Origin of the sequence: Nocardiopsis sp. B62, from assembly GCF_018070675.1 — a bacterium.
GTDB lineage: Bacteria > Actinomycetota > Actinomycetes > Streptosporangiales > Streptosporangiaceae > Nocardiopsis > Nocardiopsis prasina.
Window position 1 is genome coordinate 12,889 of sequence record NZ_JAGPXK010000008.1, and the last position, 19,381, is coordinate 32,269.

14 protein-coding genes and 1 pseudogene are annotated in these 19,381 nt (G+C 71.8%); 6 read left to right on the top strand and 9 right to left on the bottom strand.

From position 1 onward, the window contains the following. Nucleotides 1–102: 102 nt before the first annotated feature. Nucleotides 103–696 carry a bifunctional 2-polyprenyl-6-hydroxyphenol methylase/3-demethylubiquinol 3-O-methyltransferase UbiG gene (locus tag KBX21_RS11090; protein WP_082206730.1) on the bottom strand — a complete coding sequence of 198 codons (594 nt, stop codon included), beginning with the start codon at nucleotides 694–696 and terminating at the stop codon, nucleotides 103–105. 158 nt (nucleotides 697–854) lie between these two features. Here KBX21_RS11090 and paaZ point away from each other — a divergent pair, with 158 nt between their 5' ends. The 3 genes from paaZ (at nucleotide 855) to KBX21_RS11105 (ending at nucleotide 4,480) form a co-directional block, all read left to right on the top strand. Then, nucleotides 855–2,888 carry a phenylacetic acid degradation bifunctional protein PaaZ gene (gene paaZ, locus KBX21_RS11095; RefSeq protein ID WP_049579112.1) on the top strand — a complete coding sequence of 678 codons (2,034 nt, stop codon included), beginning with the start codon at nucleotides 855–857 and terminating at the stop codon, nucleotides 2,886–2,888. A 259-nt stretch (nucleotides 2,889–3,147) separates the two neighbouring features. Further along, nucleotides 3,148–3,984 (top strand): alpha/beta fold hydrolase, encoded by an 837-nt coding sequence (locus tag KBX21_RS11100; protein ID WP_049579124.1) that lies wholly within the window; start codon nucleotides 3,148–3,150, stop codon nucleotides 3,982–3,984. Nucleotide 3,985: 1 nt separating this feature from the next. Then, nucleotides 3,986–4,480 (top strand): SRPBCC family protein, encoded by a 495-nt coding sequence (locus tag KBX21_RS11105; RefSeq protein ID WP_210841843.1) that lies wholly within the window; start codon nucleotides 3,986–3,988, stop codon nucleotides 4,478–4,480. 151 nt (nucleotides 4,481–4,631) lie between these two features. Here the strand turns inward: KBX21_RS11105 and KBX21_RS11110 are convergent, their stop codons facing one another. The 3 genes from KBX21_RS11110 to pdhA are packed head-to-tail and all read right to left on the bottom strand — an operon-like array spanning nucleotide 4,632 to nucleotide 8,121. Further along, on the bottom strand, nucleotides 4,632–6,050 hold the full coding sequence (locus tag KBX21_RS11110; RefSeq protein WP_210841844.1) for a dihydrolipoamide acetyltransferase family protein: 1,419 nt from the start codon (nucleotides 6,048–6,050) through the stop codon (nucleotides 4,632–4,634). Next, nucleotides 6,047–7,033 carry an alpha-ketoacid dehydrogenase subunit beta gene (locus KBX21_RS11115; RefSeq protein WP_049579105.1) on the bottom strand — a complete coding sequence of 329 codons (987 nt, stop codon included), beginning with the start codon at nucleotides 7,031–7,033 and terminating at the stop codon, nucleotides 6,047–6,049. Before KBX21_RS11115 ends, KBX21_RS11110 begins: the two co-directional genes overlap by 4 nt. Nucleotides 7,034–7,035: 2 nt before the next feature. After that, on the bottom strand, nucleotides 7,036–8,121 hold the full coding sequence (pdhA, locus tag KBX21_RS11120; protein ID WP_210841845.1) for a pyruvate dehydrogenase (acetyl-transferring) E1 component subunit alpha: 1,086 nt from the start codon (nucleotides 8,119–8,121) through the stop codon (nucleotides 7,036–7,038). A 337-nt stretch (nucleotides 8,122–8,458) separates the two neighbouring features. On the opposite strand from pdhA, the gene KBX21_RS11125 reads away from it, so the two are divergent. After that, a complete protein-coding gene (locus tag KBX21_RS11125) occupies nucleotides 8,459–8,956 on the top strand; it encodes a phosphoribosyltransferase (RefSeq protein ID WP_210841846.1) in 498 nt (165 codons plus the stop codon). A gap of 528 nt (nucleotides 8,957–9,484) precedes the next feature. On the opposite strand, the gene KBX21_RS11130 is transcribed toward KBX21_RS11125, so the two are convergent. After that, nucleotides 9,485–12,289: a LuxR family transcriptional regulator gene (locus KBX21_RS11130; protein ID WP_210841847.1), complete on the bottom strand. Its 2,805-nt coding sequence runs from the start codon at nucleotides 12,287–12,289 to the stop codon at nucleotides 9,485–9,487. Nucleotides 12,290–12,407: 118 nt separating this feature from the next. Here KBX21_RS11130 and KBX21_RS11135 point away from each other — a divergent pair, with 118 nt between their 5' ends. After that, entirely contained in the window at nucleotides 12,408–13,076 is a 669-nt protein-coding gene (locus KBX21_RS11135; protein WP_210841848.1) for a triacylglycerol lipase, read from the top strand. Between the two features lie 128 nt (nucleotides 13,077–13,204). Here KBX21_RS11135 and KBX21_RS11140 read toward each other — a convergent pair whose 3' ends face one another. The 4 genes and pseudogenes from KBX21_RS11140 to KBX21_RS11155 form a co-directional block, all read right to left on the bottom strand. Then, nucleotides 13,205–14,578, bottom strand: a complete 1,374-nt coding sequence (locus tag KBX21_RS11140; RefSeq protein WP_049568038.1) for an MFS transporter — start codon at nucleotides 14,576–14,578, stop codon at nucleotides 13,205–13,207. A gap of 252 nt (nucleotides 14,579–14,830) precedes the next feature. After that, the gene (locus KBX21_RS11145) at nucleotides 14,831–15,706 is read right to left on the bottom strand and encodes an LLM class flavin-dependent oxidoreductase (protein WP_247665581.1); all 876 of its coding nucleotides are present in this window, start codon (nucleotides 15,704–15,706) and stop codon (nucleotides 14,831–14,833) included. Next, nucleotides 15,706–17,617, bottom strand: a pseudogene (locus tag KBX21_RS11150) (hypothetical protein). The gene KBX21_RS11145 and the pseudogene KBX21_RS11150 overlap by 1 nt, the downstream one beginning before the upstream one ends. Nucleotides 17,618–17,718: 101 nt before the next feature. Continuing rightward, nucleotides 17,719–18,612: a CPBP family intramembrane glutamic endopeptidase gene (locus tag KBX21_RS11155; protein WP_210841849.1), complete on the bottom strand. Its 894-nt coding sequence runs from the start codon at nucleotides 18,610–18,612 to the stop codon at nucleotides 17,719–17,721. 39 nt (nucleotides 18,613–18,651) lie between these two features. Between KBX21_RS11155 and KBX21_RS11160 the strand changes: the two genes are divergently transcribed. Then, a complete protein-coding gene (locus KBX21_RS11160; RefSeq protein WP_210841850.1) occupies nucleotides 18,652–19,335 on the top strand; it encodes a TetR/AcrR family transcriptional regulator C-terminal domain-containing protein in 684 nt (227 codons plus the stop codon). Nucleotides 19,336–19,381: the final 46 nt, after the last annotated feature.

Genomic DNA, 19,381 nt, shown 5'->3' on the forward strand with positions numbered 1-19,381 from the left:
TGTCGGCCCCGGGCCCGTGCGGTGGCCGGACTGCGTCCCGACGCCCCGGGTCCCGGAGGCAGCGCCCTGGCCGAGGACCCCCTGCGACCGGGCAAGCGCTTCCTACGAGGCGGGGTGGCGCAGGCGGTACCACTTGGGTGAGGTGCGGTTCATGGGGAATCCGAGCCCCCTTCGGGGAGCGTCCTCCACGTCGAGGAGGTCCCACCCGGGGAACGCCTCCTGGACCTCGGCCTGGGACACCCCTCCGACCATCTTCCGGAAGATCGACGGCCCGAACTCCAGCATGATCAGGGTCGCTCCCGGCGCGGCGAGCGCCGTCACGCTGCGCCCCTGGGCCGCTCGCTGTTCGGCGTCGAATCCCTGGAAGCAGCCGATGTCGATGAACAGGTCGAAGCTCCCCAGGTCGGGGGAGAGGTCGGTGGCGTCCCCGACCAGGTAGCTCACCTCGGCGGGCCCCTGGAGGCGAGCCGCCTCGACGGCGGCGGGGACCAGGTCGACACCGGTCACGTCCCAGCCCTTCTCGGCCAGCTCCGGGGTGAACCGCCCCCGGCCGCATCCGATGTCCAACGCGCGGCCGGGCCCGCCCCTCTCCTCGGCCTCGCGGTCGAGGAAGGAGAGGAACCGAACCATGGCCACGGGTCCGTAGCGCTCCCACGGGGTGACGCCGAGACGGTACATCCGCGCGTAGTTGGTCATGGCTCCACGGTAAGCCCCGATGTCGGGGGTGGCCAGGTACCTCGGAGCCACCGGGGAAAGCCCTGATGGGACATTGCCCGGCTGTTCGGCGCCTATTTACTGACCGATCGGTCTGTAATACTGTTCGCTCAGACCCACACCGAGGAGAGGACCGTCACGTGTCCGAAGTACTGGAGAGCTACGCACAGGGATCGTGGTTCACCCCCGCGGACGAGGGTGCCCCCCTGGCCGACGCGAACACCGGCGAGACCGTCGCGCGGATCTCGAAGCAGGGCCCCGACGTCGCCGCGATGGTCGAGTACGCACGTGAGGTCGGCGGCCCGGCGCTGCGCCAGCTCACCTTCCACCAGCGGGCGAACATCCTCAAGGAGATCGCCAAGCACCTGATGGGGTACAAGGACGAGTTCTACGCCCTCTCGCACCGCACCGGCGCCACCAAGCGCGACACCGTGGTCGACGTCGACGGCGGCTTCGGCACGCTCTTCAGCTTCTCCAGCAAGGGCCGCCGCGAACTCCCCAACTCGACCGTCATCCTGGACGGTCCCCTCGAACCGCTGGGCAGGGGCGGCACGTTCGTGGCCCAGCACGTGTACACCTCGCGCCCGGGCGTGGCCGTGCAGATCAACGCCTTCAACTTCCCGGTATGGGGCATGTTGGAGAAGCTCGCCCCGGCCTTCCTGGCGGGCCTTCCGAGCATCGTCAAGCCCGCGGGGCAGACCTCGTACCTGACCGTCGCGGTCGTCAGGCGCATGGTGGAGTCCGGCCTGCTGCCCGAGGGATCCCTCCAGTTGCTGGTCGGCAGCCACCGGGGCCTGCTCGACAACCTGGGGCCACAGGACATCGTGGGCTTCACCGGTTCCGCCGCCACCGGGGCCCTGCTCCGGGAGCACCCGAACGTGGTCCGTGGCGGTGTGCAGCTGAACGTCGAGGCCGACTCGCTGAACTGCTCGATCCTCGGCCCCGACGTGAGCGTGGCCGACCCCGAGTTCGATCTGTACGTCAAGCAGGTCGTGGCGGAGATGACCGTCAAGGCGGGCCAGAAGTGCACCGCCATCCGCCGGGTGATCGTGCCCACGGCGATGGCCGAGGCGGTCACCGAGGCCCTGACGGACCGCCTGTCGAAGGTCGTGGTGGGCGCCGCCGACCACCCCGACGCCCGTATGGGCGCCCTGGTCTCCCTGGACCAGCGCGAGGAGGTCCGCAAGGCCGTCCGGTCCCTGCGCACCTCCAGTGAACTGGTGTTCGGCGACCCCGACCGGGTCGAGGTGACCGGCGCCGACGACGGCACGGGCGCGTTCATGTCGCCGGTCCTGCTCCGTGCCGCCCCCGGGGCCAAGGAGCCCCACGACGTTGAGGCCTTCGGCCCGGTCAGCACGATCATCACCTACGACTCCGTGGCCGAGGCCGTGGAGCTGGCCGCCCGCGGCCAGGGCAGCCTGGTGGGTTCGCTGGTCACCCACGACGAGGACGTGGCCCGGGAGGTCGTCCTGGGCGTCGCACCCTGGCACGGCCGCCTCCTGGTGCTAGACCGGGACGACGCCAAGGAATCCACCGGCCACGGTTCGCCGATGCCGGTCCTGGTGCACGGCGGCCCCGGCCGCGCCGGCGGCGGCGAGGAGATGGGCGGTGTGCGCGGCGTCAAGCACCACATGCAGCGCACCGCCGTACAGGGCTCCCCGGACATGCTCACCGCGATCACCGGCCACTGGACCACCGGTTCGCGCAGGGCCGTCGGCGAGGTGCACCCGTTCCGCAAGGACCTCGGCGAACTGCGGATCGGCGACACCATCGAGTCGGCCGAACGCAGGGTGACCCGCGCGGACATCGACCACTTCGCCGAGTTCACCGGTGACACCTTCTACGCGCACACCGACGAGGAGGCGGCCGCGGCCAATCCGTTGTTCGGCGGGATCGTGGCGCACGGCTACCTCGTGGTGTCGCTGGCCGCCGGGCTGTTCGTGGACCCGGCCCCGGGGCCGGTGCTCGCCAACTTCGGCGTGGACAACCTGCGTTTCCTCACTCCGGTGAAGGAGGACGCGGTGATCCGGGTGACGCTGACCGCGAAGCAGATCACCCCGCGCACCAACGCGGAGTACGGCGAGGTCCGCTGGGACGCGCTCGTCACCGACCAGGACGGCGAGCCCGTGGCGACCTACGACGTCCTCACCCTGGTGGCCAAGGGCGAGGAGTAGCCCGGGCAGCCCTGCGGTTCGCGTGTCGATCCGTCGTCCTGTCGACAAACCGACAGGGCGACGGATCGATGTCCGCCGACTGCTCGCACTGCTCCTGCTCCTGCTCCTGCTCCTGCTCACTGAGGGGAGCCGGTTCCCCGGAGCCCGCCCCACCGAGTCCGGACCCAAGGCATAACCCGTGTTTGTGTTCCCGAAGGACGTGTCTTCCTAGGGTGAGTGGGGTGTGGACGCCGAGTTTCCCGACACGGGTGGGGGCAGCATGGGACGCATCACCGTCGACGCCGAGAACAGCGATCCGGTCGAGCTGTACTACGAGGACCAGGGGAGCGGCCAGCCGGTCGTCCTCATCCACGGGTACCCGCTCGACGGTCGGTCCTGGGAACGGCAGACCGCGGTCCTCCTGGACTCCGGATACCGGGTGATCTCCTACGACCGACGGGGGTTCGGGCAGTCGTCGCACCCCGCGGACGGGTACGACTACGACACCTTCGCCGCCGACCTCAGGACCGTGCTGGAGACACTCGACCTCAGGGACGCGGTGCTCGTCGGGTTCTCCATGGGCACCGGAGAGGTCGCCCGCTACCTGGGCTCCTACGGCTCCGACCGGGTCAGCAAGGCGGTCTTCCTCGGATCGCTTCAGCCCTTCCTGCTCCAGACCGACGGCAATCCGGGCGGCGCCGCCCCGCGCGAGTTCTTCGAGGACATCGTCGCCCAGGTCAGGGCCGACCGCTACGCCTACTTCACCGGGTTCCTGGCGGACTTCTTCAACCTGGACGAGACGCTGGGCGACCGCATCAGCGACGAGGCCGTGCGCAACAGCTGGAACAGCGCCGCGAACTCCGGTCCGGTGGCCTCCGCCGCCTGCCCGATGACCTGGATCACCGACTTCCGCGAGGACGTGCCGAGGATCGACGTGCCCACGCTGATCGTGCACGGTACAGGCGACCGCGTCCTGCCGGTGGACGCGACGGGGCGCAGGTTCGCCGAGCTGCTGCCCTCGGCGGAGTACGTCGAGTTCGAGGGAGCACCGCACGGCCTACTGTGGACCCATGCTGAGGAGGTCAACGAGGTGCTGCTGCGGTTCCTGGGCACCTGACGTGAGGGAACGTGACCGGAGCGTCCGCCCACGACGCACCACCAGGCTGCGGGTGACCGAGGACTTCGCCGCGCCGCCGGAGCGGGTGTTCGAGCTGATCCTCAGCGAGGAGGGGTTCGTGGACGCCATGCCCCCGGGCGTGGAGGTGCTGAGCTGGCCCGAGCGGTTCGGCGAGGGTGAGGTCCTGGACCTGCGCTGGGGTGCGGCCGGGATCCACCCCGTGCGCTGGGTCGCCGTCATCGACGCCTACGAGGAGGGCCGCTCCTTCAGCGACCTCCAGGTGCACGGTCCGCTGCGGTACTGGCGGCACACCCACACGGTGGAGCCGTACGGCGAGGGCACACGCCACACCGATCTGGTGGAGTTCAGCACCGGTCTCGGTCCGGCCGGTGACCTGGCGGTCGCGATCGGCATCCGCGGGGCCTTCGGGCCGAGGCTGCGCCGCATGCACTCCGCCCTGGAGGGGCACGGGGCGCGCGGAGCGCCTGGCGCCTGAGGAACGAGTGGATGGCCCAGGGGAACCGGGCGGCCCGGGCGGGGATTCGGCCCGTTGACACGGAGGCCGAACCAACCCCCCGGGGGTGCGGACGACGGGACATGGAAGCGCCCCGGAGGTGCCGACTCCGCCGGGGCGCTGGTCCTTCGCCCTACAGGCGGGCGATCGCCCTGGCCGGGCTCTCCATGGCGTCGGCGACGACGCGCATGAACCCGGCGGCCGCGCCGCCGTCGCAGACCCGGTGGTCGAAGGCGAACGACAGCTGGGTGACGCTGCGGACCGTCAGTTCCCCGTCCACCACCCAGGGCCGGTCGATGATCCGGCCGAGACCGAGGATCGCCACCTGCGGGTGGTTGATGATCGCCGCGCTGCCGTCCACCCGGAGCGCGCCGTAGTTGTTCAGCGTGAACGTGCCGCCGGTGAGCTGCACGGGGGTCGCACGACCCTCGCGTGCCAGCCTGGTGAGCTCCCTGATCTCGGTGTCCAGCTCGCCGGTGGTGAGCCTGTGGGCGCCCATCACCGCCGGAGCGACCAGGCCCCTGTCGGTCTGGACGGCCAGTCCGAGGTTGACGCCGTCGTACTGGACGAGCTCCTCGCGCTCGGTGTCCACGAGGCCGTTGAGCTCCGGGTACGCGCGCAGGCCCGCGAGGACGAACCTCGCCACGTAGGCGAGCAGGCCGGGGCCTTCGGGATCGGACTGACGCAGACGCACCAGTTCGGTGGCGTCCACGTCGACCCACACGGTGGCCTCGGGGATCTCGGCGCGGCTGCGGGAGAGCGAGGCCGCCACCGCCCTGCGGAAGGTGCCCATGGGGACCCGCTGGGACTCGGTGAGGCCGGTGCGGGTGTCGACGGCTCCCGGGGCGACCGGCGCCGGGGCGGTGACCGGATCGGTCTGGGAGGGGACCGCGACCGGGGCGGACGGGGCCGGAGCGGTGTTGGCACCGGCCGCCTCGATCGCGGAGCGTACGTCGCGGCGGGTGATCAGGCCACCCGGGCCGCTGCCCTGGATGTCGGCCACGCGCAGCCCGGCCTCGCGGGCCAGCTGCCGGACCAGGGGCGAGGTCACCAGCGGAGCCCGGCGCGCCGGGGCCGCCTGGATGGGGGTCACCGAGGCCACCGGGGCGGGCGACTGGGCGCCACGCGACGGGGGCCGGTGGCGCGGACGGCGGCGGCGACCGGTGCCGGTGGACTCCGGGGTGCCGTAGCCGATCAGGACGTTGCCCGAACCCGCGCGCTCCTCCTCGCGGTAGCGCTCACCGTCGGCGTCGGCGGTCACGGACTCCGCGGCCGGAGCCCCGGCTTCCGGCGTCCCCGTGGCGGGGGCCGTCTCGGTCCGCACGCTGATCAGCGGCTTACCGACCGCCATGACCTCACCCTCCTGCCCGTGCAGGACGGAGACCGTCCCGGCGAAGGGCGAGGGCACCTCGACGAGGGACTTGGCGGTCTCCACCTCGGCGACGGGCTGGTCGAGGGTGACGGTGTCGCCCACGGCGACCAGCCACTTCACCACCTCGGCCTCGGTGAGACCCTCCCCGAGGTCGGGGAGGTCGAACGTGCGGGTCGTCACTGGTCCTCCCACTGAAGGTCGTCGACGGCGTCCAGGATCCGGTCCACGCCGGGCAGCTGGAAGCGCTCCAGCTTGGGCGGGGGGAAGGGGATGTCGAAGCCGGTCACCCGGCGGACCGGGGCGGCAAGTGAGTGGAAGCAGCGCTCGGTGACGCGGGCGACGATCTCCGAGGCGACGCTGGCGTACCCGCTGGCCTCGGCGACCACCACGGCACGGCCGGTGGAGCGCACCGCCGCGCACACGGTCTCGTCGTCGAAGGGGACGACCGAGCGCACGTCCACGACCTGGAGGCTGCGGCCCTCTTGGGCGGCGGCGTCGGCCGCCTCCAACGCGGTGGACACTGAGGGGCCGTAGGCGATCAGGGTGGCGTCGGTGCCCTCGCGGCGGACGACCGCCTGCCCGATCCCGGGTGCGGGCCGGTCGAAGTCGATCTCCTCCTTGGCCCAGTAGAGCTTCTTGGGCTCCATGAAGACCACGGGGTCGGGGGAGGAGATGGCCTCGCGCAGCAGGTAGTAGGCGTCCTCGGGGGTGGCCGGGGTGACGACCTTCAGGCCCGGGGTGTGCGCGTAGTACGCCTCGGAGGAGTCGCAGTGGTGCTCCACGCCGCCGATGCCGCCCGCGTAGGGGACGCGGATGACCATGGGCAGGCCGACCCGGCCCCGGGTGCGGTTGCGGGTCTTGGCAACGTGGCTGGCGATCTGCTCGAAGGCCGGGTAGGCGAAGGCGTCGAACTGCATCTCGACCACCGGGCGCATGCCGTTCATCGCCATGCCCACGGCCATGCCGACGATCCCGGACTCCGCGAGCGGGGTGTCGAAGCAGCGGTCCTCGCCGAACTCCGCGGTCAGGCCGTCGGTGATGCGGAAGACGCCGCCGAGGGGGCCGACGTCCTCACCGAAGACGTACACGGAGGGGTCCTCCGCGAGGGAGTCGCGCAGCGCCCGGTTGAGCGCCTGCGCCATGGAGAGCTTCTCGGTCGCCATGCTCAGTGGCCCTCTCTGCTCAGTTCGTCGGCCAGGAAGGCGGCCTGCTCGGTCAGCTGCGGGGTGGGGTCGGCGAAGACGTGCGCGAACAGGTCGGTGGGGTCGGGTTCCACGTCCTGGTTGACGCCCTCCCGCATGTGGCTGGCGACCCGCTCGGCGCTCTCGGCGATCTCCGCCTTCCGGGCCTTGGTGAGCACCCTCTTCTTCCTGAGGTAGGCCTCCATGCGCAGCAGCGGGTCGCGCGCCACCCAGGGGTCGACCTCGTCGTCGCTGCGGTAGCGGCTGGCGTCGTCGGCGTTCGTGTGCGCCTGCATCCGGTAGGTGTGTGCCTCGACCAGCTGCGGACCGCCGCCGGAGCGGGCGGTCCCGACTGCGCGCTCCAGGACGGCGAGTACGGCTGCGGCGTCGTTGCCGTCCACGCGTTCGCCGTTGACGCCGTAGCCGACGCCCTTGTGGGCGAGGGAGGGTGCGGCGCTCTGGCGGGCCAGGGGCACGGAGATCGCGTACTCGTTGTTCTGCACGAAGAACACGACCGGCGCCTTGAAGACAGCGGCGAAGTTCAGCGCCTCGTGGAAGTCGCCCTCGCTGGTGGCGCCGTCGCCGCACAGCGCCATGACCACGGTGTCCTCGCCGCGCAGGCGGGCCGCGTGGGCGACACCGACGGCGTGCAGGAGCTGGGTGGCGAGCGGTGTGGCCTGGGGTGCGACGCGGTGGGCGTAGGGGTCGTAGCCCGCGTGCCAATCGCCCTTGAGGAGGGTGAGGACCTCGACGGGGTCCACGCCGCGCGCGATGACGGCGGCGGTGTCGCGGTAGGTCGGGAAGAGCCAGTCGCCGTCGGCCAGCGCGAGCGCGGCGCCGGTCTGGCAGGCCTCCTGACCGTGGGAGGAGGGGTAGACGGCGAGGCGGCCCTGGCGGACGAGGGCACTGGCCTGGTCGTTGACGCGGCGGCCGATCACCAGGGAGGTGTAGGCCTCCAGGAGGCGCTTGGTGTCGGGCATCCGCAGGTCGGCGCCGTCGACCGGGACTCCGGACTCGTCGAGCAGTTGGATCGGCTGCTCGGAGGGGAGTAGGCCCTGGTGTCCAGCCATGCTGCAACCTCCTGGTTCGCGGAAGACTCGCGGAAGATCTGTACAGGAACATGGTGCTGTTCACGGCCATCTGTTCGCTACAAACCGGGAGGAATCGAGAAAATGTCGCGAAAGTTCCCAAACTTCGTGTCACTCCGTCCAGGAATGTGACTCAGGACACCACCCCCGTGGACATGTGGCCCACGCCTCAGGGCCTGGTGACCCTCACCGCGTGGGCGCCCCGGGCCATCGCCGCGACGCCCGGGCGTCGTTAGCATGTAGCGGTGCCGCGATCGCCCTGACCTGCGATGCGCCGGGCGCACACAACACCAGAGGGAACTCCAGGGGGAACCAGACCGTGAGCGACGAGCGCGAGAACCTGAGCTACGAGCTCTTCGGCACCGCGATGCGTGAGATGGCCCAGACGATCGCCGAAGACGGGTACGAGCCGGACATCATCCTGTCCATCGCCCGGGGCGGCCTTTTCGTCGCCGGAGGGCTCGGGTACGCCCTCGACGTCAAGAACCTGCACGTCATGAACGTGGAGTTCTACACGGGGGTGGGCACCACGCTGGACATGCCCGTCATGCTGCCGCCGGTGCCCAACGTGGTCGACCTGAGCAAGAAGAAGGTCCTGGTCGCCGACGACGTGGCCGACACCGGCAGAACGCTCAAGCTGGTGCACGACTTCTGCGCCGAGCACACCGCCGAGGTGCGCAGCGCGGTCATCTACGAGAAGCCGCAGTCCCTGGTCAAGTGCGAGTACGTGTGGAAGCACACCGACCGCTGGATCAACTTCCCGTGGTCGGTGGAGCCGCCCGTGGTGCGGCGGGAGAACCAGGTCCGCGACGCCTGAGCCCCGCTCGCGGTCCGCGTCCAGGTCGACGGCGGCCCACCCCGTGCGAAACCCACCTCCCGGACGGCCTCGCGCGGGGTGCTCGTCGTCCACGGAGCCCGTCGAGCAGCGGGGACCGAGAGGCGACTCGGGCCCGGGCCGCTGTTTCACGTGAAACAGGCGTCGCCGAAAGGACAGGGCGACCTGTCGGCCTGACGCCAAGTTGACGTGTCGACATGAGCGGGCCGCAGCCCGCGACGGGGAAGTCCAGCCGCAGGGGCTGACCGCCTCGGGCCCCGGTAGGGCGGCGGGGGTCAGTGGCGGCAGCGGCAGCGGCAGCCGTTGAGGGTGGTGGCGGGCGACGAAGAGGGCAAGCACCGCGCCGCAGACGTCCGTTGAGGGTGGTGGCGGGCGACGAAGAGGGCAGGCACCGCGCCGCAGGCGTCCGTTGAGGGTGGTGGCGGGCGACGAAGAGGGCGAGCACCGCGCCGTAGGCGTCCGTTGAGGGTGGTGGCGGGCGACGGGTGGGCGGGGAGGAACCGCAACGATCTAGCGGTCGACCAGGCGGGAGAGCTCCACCCGGGAGCGGATGCCGAGCTTGCTGTAGATGTTGCGCAGGTGGTGGTCCACTGTGCGGGTGCTCAGGAAGAGCCGCGCCGCGACCTCGCGGTTGGTGGCCCCGTCCGCCACGTGCCGAGCGATCCGCAACTGCTGCGGACTGAGCAGGTCCACCCCGCCGACCTCGCGCGCCGCCGTGCTGCCCCGCGCGGCGCGGAGTTCCTCCCGGGCCTGCCGCGCCCACGGCCGGGCGCCCAACCGGTCGAAGACCTCCATCGCCGTGTGCAGGTGCTCGCGGGCCCGTCCCGGGTGACGGGAGCGGCGCAGGTGCCCGCCGTACAGCAGCCGCGTCCGGGCCTCCTCGAAGTCGCAGTACCCGGAGGAGTGCAGGTCCAGGGCGCTCTCGAAGTACCCGTTCGCCTCCTCACCCTCCCCCAGCAGTCCACGGCAGCGCATCACCTGGGCCCGCGCGGTGTCCTGACCGGTGGCCTCCGCCCAGCTGCCGAAGGTCTCCACCGCCTCGCTCACACGCACCGCGACCCCACCGCGCACCGACGCCTCCACCAGGTGCGGCGTGATCAGCAGCCGCACCGCCGCGTGGCCGCTGCCGGGGCCGGACCGGGCCAGGGCGCGCAGCCGCATCGCCGCCTCCGAGGTGCGCCCGGAGCCGAGGTCGAGCAGGGCCAGCGCCCAGGCCGCCAGCCCGGCGGGCAGACCCACGTCGTGTTCCCCGGCCAGGGCCAGGGCGGTCCCCGCGTGCTCCCGGCACGCGTCCTCGTCCCCTCGGATCGCGGCGACGAAGGCGAGCCCGCCCCGGTGGTGGCTCGCGCAGTTGTCCTGCCCGGACCCGAGTGAGGCCCGCAGCCCCTCGGCGGCGCTCCCCTCCGCAAGGGAGAGACGGCCGAACCACATCTCCGCGTAGGTCAGGAACTCCAGAGCCTGGGGGACCAGCGTGAGCGCACCGGTGCGGCGGGCCACCGACGCCGCCCGACCGGCCAGGGCCCGCGTGCGCACGTGGTCGCCGCGGAGCAGCCCCGCGATCGCGCCCAGGACGAGTGCCTGGGGGTCCCCGATCCGGTCGGCGGTCTCCACGGCCCTCTCCAGGAGCGCGACGCCCTCACGGTGGCGCCCCTGGAACATGGCGGCCTTGCCGCTCATGTAGTCGAGGACCAACCTGTCCCAGGGCTGGTCGGCGCCCTCCGGCCCGACGGCTGCCCCGGGAGCCGTCTCCTCCATGAGGTCACGGGCCCGGCGGGCGGTGGCGAAGAAGCGCTCGTGGTCACCGGTCAGGCAGCTGGCCTCACCCGCCTGGAGCAGGACCCGCAGCGCCGCGCCGGGGTCGCTGAGCGCCAGGCGGTCCGCGGTGGACCCGAGGCGCTGGAAGGCGTCGATGGCCACGCCCGAGCGCAGGTCCATCTCGGCGCGGAGCAGGTCGGCGCGGGCCTGGACGGTGTGCTCGCCATCGGCGCGGCCGGGGCCCGTGGTGCTCTGGTCCGGACTCACGCGGGCGAGGACCCGTTTGGCCCGGTCAGGGTCACCCGAGAGCCACGCGGAGCGGGCGGCGTCGGTGAGGCGCAGCCCCCGGAGGGCGGGGTCGGGGGTCAGCCGGGCGGCGTGTTCGTGGAGGAGGGAGGCGGGCCCGTGCCCGCCCTGGTCGACGGTGCGGCGGGCCTCCTCGTGGAGGGCTGCGGCGACGCGTTCGTCGGGCGCGCCACCGGCCAGGGCCCGGTGCCGGACCGCCCGGCCGGTGTCCCCGGCCGCCTCATGGGCGCGGGCCAGGTCCAGGTGGGCAGAGCGCCGCTGGACGGGGGAGGCGTGGTGGTAGGCGGCGGAGCGGGCCAGCGGGTGAGTGAGGCCCGTCCGTGCCCCGGCGTCAGCGACCAGTCCGGCGCGGCGGGCGGGCTCGAACGGATCGGCATCGGAACCGTCGGGGTCCGGGGCGCGGGGATCGGCGGCGGCCCGCACGAGGGCGATCCGGGTGGCCCGGGGGAGTCGGGCCAGCTCCGTGGCGAAGGCGTCGGTGAGTTCGCCCCGGGAACGCGGCGGTTGGTCCAGGGCGACGGCCCCGGAGCGCTGTTCCGGGTCGGTCCCCTCCAGCAGTTCCAGTGCGGCGCGGGGGTTTCCCTCCGCGGCCTCGGCGAGTGTCACCGCCACGGGCACCGTCAGGCCCTCCGTTGCCAGGTCCCCGCAGGCGTCGGAGAGCAGGTCCAGCACCGTCTCCTCGGGTAGGGGGCGCAGCCGGAGCACGGGGATCCCGGTGAGCCGGTCGGGGTCGCCGTCCCGGGCGCTGAGCAGGACCGCCGCGCCGTCATGGGTGAGGCGGCGCGCGGCGAAGGCCACGGTCTCCCGCGAGGGAGGGTCGAGCAGGTGGAAGTCGTCCACGCAGAGCAGGAGCGGGTTCCGCGCGGCCACCTCGGCGATCAGCCCGAGGGCCGCGGTTGCCAGGGGGAAGGCCTCACCCGGGTCGCCAGTGTCCAGGGCGCGCGTGAGTGTTTCTCGTTGGGCTCGGGGAAGGCGCGGGAGCAGTGGGAGCGCGGGGCGCAGGAGCTGGTGCAGACCGGCCAGGGGGAGTCGGCCCTCGCCGGGGGCCGCGCGGGCGCGCAGCACGGTGAAGCCGTGCGCTTCCCCTTCGGCGCGTTCCAGTAAGGCGGTCCGGCCCGCACCGGCGGCACCCGTCACGAGCAGGCCGCCGCCGCGCCCCGAGCGGGCGGTGTCGAGCAGGCGCCGGACGGTGAGCAGTTCGTGGTCGCGCCCGCGGAGGGGCGTCGGGCGTGTGAGCGGGTTCACGCTGATCACCCCCTCAAGTTACTCGCCAGTTAAGTCCGAGTAAAGGGACCGGCGATTCAGCCGATGCGCACCCTGTGACCGGAGGCACACAATCGGGGTCCCCGCTTCCCCCACCCTCGGAGATCACATGAGACGCCTGACCGCCCTCCTGTGCGGGCTCGTCCTCGCCCTCACCACGGCCCTCCAGGCCGCCCCCGCCACCGCGAACACCCACACCCCGGTCGTCTTCGTTCACGGGTTCATGGGCAAGGGCGGGCAGTGGGACGACATGCGCGCCGCCCTCGTCGATGCCGGTCACCCCGAGGACCGCCTGCACGTCTTCTCCTACGACTGGGCACGGTCCAACACCACCATCGCCGGACAGCTCGCCGACCACGTCGAGGGCGTGCGATCCCAGCACGGGGCGGACCGCGTGCACCTGGTCACCCACTCCATGGGCGGCCTGTCCTCGCGCTACTTCATCAAGAACCTGGGTGGCACGGACGCCGTCGACCAGTGGATCTCCATCGGCGGCCCCAACAACGGGACCAACATCGCCAACCTCTGCCCGTCGCCCATCACGCCCTGCGAGGAGATGCGGCACGGGTCGGACTTCCTGAACGGCCTCAACGACGGCGACCCGACGCCCGGACCGGTCCAGTACACGACCCTGCGCTCCCCCTGCGACATCGTCATCTCGCCCACGGACAGCACGTCGCTGCCCGGAGCCGACAACATCCAGGTGGGCTGCGTCGAGCACGTCTCGATGATGTGGAACGGCGAGGTCATCGACCACGTGCGCGGCATCGTCAGCTGACCCGCTTCCAGCTGAGGGCGCCGTGTCGCCCTGTCGCTCTGTCGCCGTGTCGACAAGGGGACAGGGCGTCAGAAAGGGCGGGGTGACGGTTCGACCGCCACCCCGCCCGCGCGTGCGCGCCCCCGCTTCTACTTGGCGGCGGGGGCCGGGTCGCTGTCGTCGACGTGCAGGTCGACGCCCTGGATGCTCTTCGGAACCAGGGAGACCGCGACGAAGGAGATCACCGACAGGCCGATGATGTACACGCCGATGGTCCACGAGGCCCCGAAGGAGGTCAGCAGCATCTCCGCGATCATGGCGGCGAAGGCGCCTCCGAGGATCGCGCCCAGCGCGTAGCCGATGGACACGCCCGAGTAGCGGACCTCGGCCGGGAACATCTCCGCGTACAGCGCCGACTGGGGGCCGTAGCTCAGGCCGAAGGTCAACGTGAAGATGAAGACGCCCAGGAAGTACATGACGATGTTGCCGGTGTCCACCATGAACCACATCGGGACCGCCCAGACGGCGAGCAGGACGTAGCCGATCTGGAAGGTGCGCACCCGGCCGATCCGGTCACAGACCCAACCGCCGTACAGGGTGGAGATCAGCCAGCCGAAGGAAGCCAGCGCGGTGGCGAGCAGGACCGGGCCCCGGTCCATGCCCAGGCCCATCTCCTCCACCGGACGCGAAGCGTAGGTGGCCAGGAAGGCGATCACCAGGTAACCGGCGGCGTTGTTGGCGACGAAGATCAGCGCGGAGAGCACGACCTCCCTGGTGTTCTTCCGGAACAGCTGGCCGAGCGGCGCGGAGGACTTGGCGCGGCGGGTCTGCATCACCTTGAAGACCGGGGACTCCTCCACGGTCTTGCGGATGAGGTGGCCGATGATGATCAGCAGGAAGGACAGCAGGAACGGGATGCGCCAGCCCCACTCGAGGAAGGCGTCCGGGCCGATGGCCGTGGTGATGCCCCACAGGACCAGGGTCGCCAGGATCATGCCGCAGGGAACGCCGATCTGCGGGTAGGCGCCGAAGAAGCCGCGCTTGTTGGCCGGCGCGTGCTCCACGGACATCAGGGCGGCGCCGCCCCATTCGCCTCCGGCGGAGAAGCCCTGCGCGATGCGCAGCAGGATCAGCAGGATCGGCGCTGCCATGCCGATCTGGGCGTAGGTGGGGAGCAGACCGATCGCACAGGTCGCGACACCCATCATGACGAGGGTGAACACCAGGATCTTCTTACGCCCGAAGCGGTCTCCGAGGTGCCCGGCGACGATCGCGCCCAGGGGACGGAAGAGGAAGGAGATACCGATGGTCGCGAAGGAGAGCACCTGCGCCACGGCCGGGTTGGCGTCGGCCAGCGGCGCCATGAAGAGAGGGGCCAGCACCAGGCCCGCTGCCTGGGCGTAGATGAAGAAGTCGTACCACTCGATGGTGGTCCCGACCATGGTCCCCGCGAGGACCTTGCGCTTCTCCTTGGGATCGAGGGTTCCACCGGGTCCTGGGACCGTGGCGTCGGAAGTCGCCATTGCTGCTCCGTAGGTTCTCTACCGGCCGGGGGGCCGAGTTCTCTTTCGGGCCCTGGTCGCCGGACATCCCTGTCCGAACACGGAAGCGGCGGATACCGGGACAGACCATGAGCTCCAGCACACCATGCCATGTGATGCAGTGCACTTTCTACAGTGGGTCCTGCTTTTCCCAGCTAGATGCCTCTGTCCTTACCGAACGGTCGGTTGGGAACCCCGTCTGACAAGGGAGCCTGGCAGCACGCGACCGCCCGGTCACGAACCGAAGAAGTTTCCACGCTGTCCGCCTGGTGAGACGTGTCGCCCCGTCGACACGTCGTCGGGGGGGGGGCCCCCCGCCCGCCGGGGCCCCCCCGCGACGACCTCCTCGGCCTCGGCCCGCGCGGTCACCTCGGGGAACTGGTGGAGCCACCAGGTCGCGCCCACCTCCGCGTAGGGCTCGGGATCCGTGCCGGGCGGCCCGCCCACGGCCACCTCGAACCCGCGCAGGTCGCCCCGGTGCTCGGCGATCACGGACAGCATCGCCGCGAGGTCCTCCGGAGAGCCCTCCGGGCACAGCCCCTGGAAGCGGGCCGCGCGTCGCAGCGGGGCACCCCTGGTGGACTGCGTGGCGACCCACACGGGAATCCCCTCCGCCCGCTCGGGGGTGGGCAGGAAGCGCAGACCGTCCACCCGGTAGTGCTCGCCCTCGTGGTGGACGACGTCGCCGCTCCAGATCCGTTCCAGCAGGTCGAGCCCCTCGTCGAGCATCCCGGCCCGGGTCCGGGGGTCGGTGGTCTCGCCGAGCCTGCCCAGCTCTCCTCCGTTGTCCCCGCCCAGGCCCACGCCGAGGACGAACCGTCCCCCGCTGAGCTGGTCCAGGGCGACGGCCTGCCGGGCCACCACCTGCGGCCTGCGCCGGGACAGCGGCGTGACCCGGGTGCCCAGGATGATCCGCTCGGTGGCCGCGGCCATGGCTGCCAGGGCGATCCAGGGATCACAGACCGGCAGGGTGGGCCGGAGCGGACGCACGACGTGGTCCCAGAGGAAGACGCCGTCGAACCCGGCCAGCTCGGCCCGGGACGCGAGATCGGCCAGCACACGGGAATCGGCGAGCTCCCCGAACGGCGGCAGGTAGAGGGCGCGACGCATCACAGCAGCCCCTTCAGGTAGACACCGGTCCGGCTGTCGGGGACCGACGCGATCCGCTCCGGGGAGCCCTGGGCGACGATCCGGCCGCCCTCCGAGCCCCCGCCGGGGCCGAGGTCGATGACGTGGTCGGCTGTGGTCACGACCCGCATGTCGTGCTCGGCCGCCACCACCGTGGCCCCGGCCGCGACCAGGTCCCGCAGGCGGCCCATGAGGACGTCGGTGTCGTGGGGGTGCAGGCCGGTGGTGGGTTCGTCGAGCAGGTACACGGTGTCCGCGACCCGACGGCGCTGGAGCTCGGTGGCGAGCTTGATCCGCTGCGCCTCGCCGCCGGACAGCTCGGTGGCGGGCTGGCCCAGGCGCAGGTAGCCCAACCCCACCCCGGCCAGGGTGTCCAGGGCCCGGCGTACCGAGGGTTCCTCGGTGAAGAATCCCGCCGCCTCCTCCACCGACATGGCGAGCACGTCCGCGACGGTGAGCCCCCGGTACCGCACGCGCAGGGTGTCGTCGTTGTAGCGGGAGCCGCCGCAGGTCGGGCAGGGCGCGGTGGAACAGGTAGCGGCGGGTCACCGACTCCGGGACGTCGCGCAGCCCGGCCACCGGCCCGCTGTACAGGACCCGCCCGCCGTGCTCGCCCGCGTCCGGGCCGACGTCCACGATCCAGTCCGCTCCGCGCACGATGTCGAGGTCGTGCTCGACGAAGCACACGGTGTTGCCGCCGTCGCGCAGTCTTCGGAGGATGCCGGTGAGCGCCTCGCAGTCGGCCGGGTGCAGCCCCGCCGAGGGTTCGTCCAGCACGTAGACCACGCCGAACAGGCCCGTGCCGAGCTGGGTGGCCAGCCTGATCCGCTGGAACTCGCCGGTGGACAGGGTCGGCGCCGGCCGGTCCACGCTGAGGTAGCCCAGGCCCAGTTCCTCGAGGACCTCCACCCGACCGGTGATCTCACCGGCCAGGGTCGCGGCGGCCCCGGCCCCCTCCCGCCACGGGCGCAGCAGATCGGAGAGTTCGGACAGGGGCAGCGCCGCCAGCTCGGTGATGGTGTGTCCGGCGAAGGTGACCCGTAGGGCCTCCTGCCGCAGCCGCCGCCCTCCGCACTCCGGGCAGGTGCGGTTGACCATGAACTCCGCCGCCTTGCGCCGCCTGGTCTCGCTGGCCGAGGAGGCGTAGGACTTGAGCACCAGCCTGCGCGCGCTGCTGTACCTGCCCTGGTAGGGGCGGTGGACCCGGCCCGCCTCCCGGACGGGGTGGACGGTCACCACGGGCTGTTCGTCGGTGAAGAGGATCCAGTCGCGCTCGCTCTGGGGCAGTTCCCTCCAGGGGCGGTGGATGTCGTACCCGAGGGTGTCGAGGATGTCGCGCAGGTTCTTGCCCTGCCAGGCCCCGGGCCAGGAGGCGACGGCCCCGCCGGCGATGCTCAGGGAGGGATCCGGGACCAGCGACTCCTCGGTGACCTCGTGTTCGATCCCCTCGCCGTGGCACACCGGGCAGGCCCCGACCACGGTGTTGGGGGAGAAGGAGTCCGAGTCCAGGTGCTCCGCGCCGGGCGGATAGGTCCCCGCGCGGGACAGGAGCATGCGCAGAGTGTTGGAGACCGTGGTCAGGGTGCCCACCGTGGAGCGCACGGACGGCGCGGTCCTCGGTTGGGCGAGCGCCACGGCGGGCGGCATGCCGGTGATGTCGTCCACTTCCGGGGCGGGGAGCTGCTGGAGGAGGCGGCGGGCATACGGCGCGACCGACTCCAGGTACCGGTGCTGGGACTCGGCGTAGAGGGTCCCGAAGGCCAGTGAGGACTTCCCGGAACCCGAGACGCCGGTGAAGGCGACCAGGGCGTCACGGGGCAGCTCCGTGTCCACGTTCCTCAGGTTGTGGATGCGGGCGCCGCGCACCCGGATGCGGTCGTCGAACTCTGTCATGTCCCCAGATGTACCCGCTCGGGCCCGTCACCTCGACGGACGGGGGCGACCCGGGGTCGGGCCGCCCCCGGTTCCGCGGGGGTTCGGAGACGCGTGGAGGGTCAGGCCCCGGTGGTGGCGCGGGCGTCGTCGGCGCGGCGCAGACCCAGACGGCCGCGGGTGAACAGGGCGAGGAACACGGCCACGGCCAGGACCGCGGTGACCTCGAGCGTCCCGGCGGGGTCGCCCACGAGCATGCCCTTGAGTCCGGAGACGACGTTGATGGCGGCGTGGGCGATCACGACGGCGATCACGCCGCCGCGCGCGGAGTTGAAGATGTGGCCCAGGACGACTGTGAGTCCCACGCAGAGCAGGGCGTAGGCGGGGAAGTACACCTCTGACTGGACCGTGCCCGCCATTTCGAAGAGGGGGGCGTGCCACACGGCCCAGATCGCACCGAGGGCCACGTTGGCGGCCAGCGGGGGGAGCGCCCCCTGGAGGCGGGGCAGAGCGAACCCGCGCCAGCCCAGCTCCTCGTTGCCGCCGCCGACCAGCGCGATGAGTACGAACTGGACCGGCACCCCCAGGAGTGCCGCCCTGAGCGCCTCCTCCTCGACCGCGGCCGTCCCCAGGAACACGGGGAGAGCGGCCGCTGCGGCGATGGAGAGGACGATCAGCGCGGTGATGGCGTAGGGCCGGACGCCTCCCCGGCGGCGGAGGGAGTGGCGCCGGAAGAGGGCGCCCACTCCGGAACGGCCCTGAGTGAAGGCGGTGACGAGGATCGCGGCCACCATCGGGCCGAAGGCGCCGACGAGGACGGCGGGTGTGGGGTCGCCGCCGTCAAGGAGCCGAGCGCCGAACCACCAGGCGGTCCAGGAGAAGGCGAAGGCGAGGACCAGGAACGCGGTGAGGCCTCGCGGGTCGACGGCGGTGGTCCGCGAGGGGTCGGGTGCGGTGACGGGAGCGGTCGTGTTCGGACGTGGTGAGGAGATCTCGGTTGCCATGCAGAGAAACATACACTGTTGGATAGAATCCGACAACGTATGATTGCTTGTATGCTGTTGGACATGGATGAACAAGGCTCCGACCAGCGGATCGACAGCGTCTTCCACCGCCCCCAACGCCGCCGCCGTTCACAACCCGCGCTCAACAGGGAACGGATCGTCACCGCGACCATCACGCTGCTCGACCGCGAGGGCGCCTCCGCGCTGACCATGCGCAAGGTGGCCGCCGAACTCGGGGTGCACGCGACCAGCCTCTACTGGTACGTGGAGCGCAGGGAGGACCTCGTCGACCTGGCCGTGGACGAGGTCCTGGCCGAGGCCGCCGCCGGGCTGCCCGCGGCCGACACCCCCTGGGACACCGCCCTCAAGGAGACGGCCCAGCGGTTCTACACGGCGCTGACCTCGCACACCTGGGCCGCCGAGTTCGCGGGCTCACGCCCTCTCATCGGCCCGAACGCGGTCGCCCTGTCGAGACGGATCATCGAGGCGCTCGGAGTGCTCGGCGGCGAGGAGGAACGCCAGGCGGTGGCCATCCGCGCGGTGTCCAACCAGATCCTCGGCGCGGCCACCTCGGCCGTCGCCATGAGCGTGGCCAGGGCGGACCGCGTGGAGGAACACGAGGGCGCCGTCATGACGGCCTTGTCGGAGCCGGACGCCCTGGCCGTGGAGAACACCTTCTTCGACCAGGCGCTGGACCTCATCGTGCGGGGGATCAGGGCCAGCGACGAGGCCTGACCGAGCAGGGCGCCCGGTGTCCGACGCCGGGAACCACGGAGGCCCC